The sequence below is a fragment of the Tritonibacter sp. SIMBA_163 genome (assembly GCF_046535935.1).
Taxonomy (GTDB): domain Bacteria; phylum Pseudomonadota; class Alphaproteobacteria; order Rhodobacterales; family Rhodobacteraceae; genus Epibacterium; species Epibacterium scottomollicae.
In genome coordinates this window covers 1-241 of the sequence record NZ_JAWJBP010001185.1, presented here as the reverse complement: position 1 = coordinate 241, position 241 = coordinate 1, and the positions used below count along the sequence as shown (strand labels likewise).

General features: G+C 64.3%; 1 protein-coding gene. It reads left to right on the top strand.

The features are described from left to right. Positions 1-241, top strand: a 241-nt coding sequence (locus R0J92_RS26065) for a hypothetical protein (protein ID WP_411053822.1), incomplete at both ends; no start/stop codon positions are given.

Below are 241 nucleotides of genomic sequence, written 5' to 3'. Positions count from 1 at the left end.
CCACGATCGTGCGCGGCCTTGACGCAATCCGCGACGGCCGGTTCGAAGAGGCCAAGACGCTTGTCGCCTACAAGGGGCCCAATGATCTCGACCGCCTGACCCAGACGCTGATCGGCGCCTGGGCCGACGTCGGTGCCGGCAAGGGCAAACAGGCGATGGACACGATCGCCAAGATGTCCGGGCCTGACTGGTTCAAGGTGTTCACCGACTACCATCTTGGCGCCATGGCGATCGAGATGGG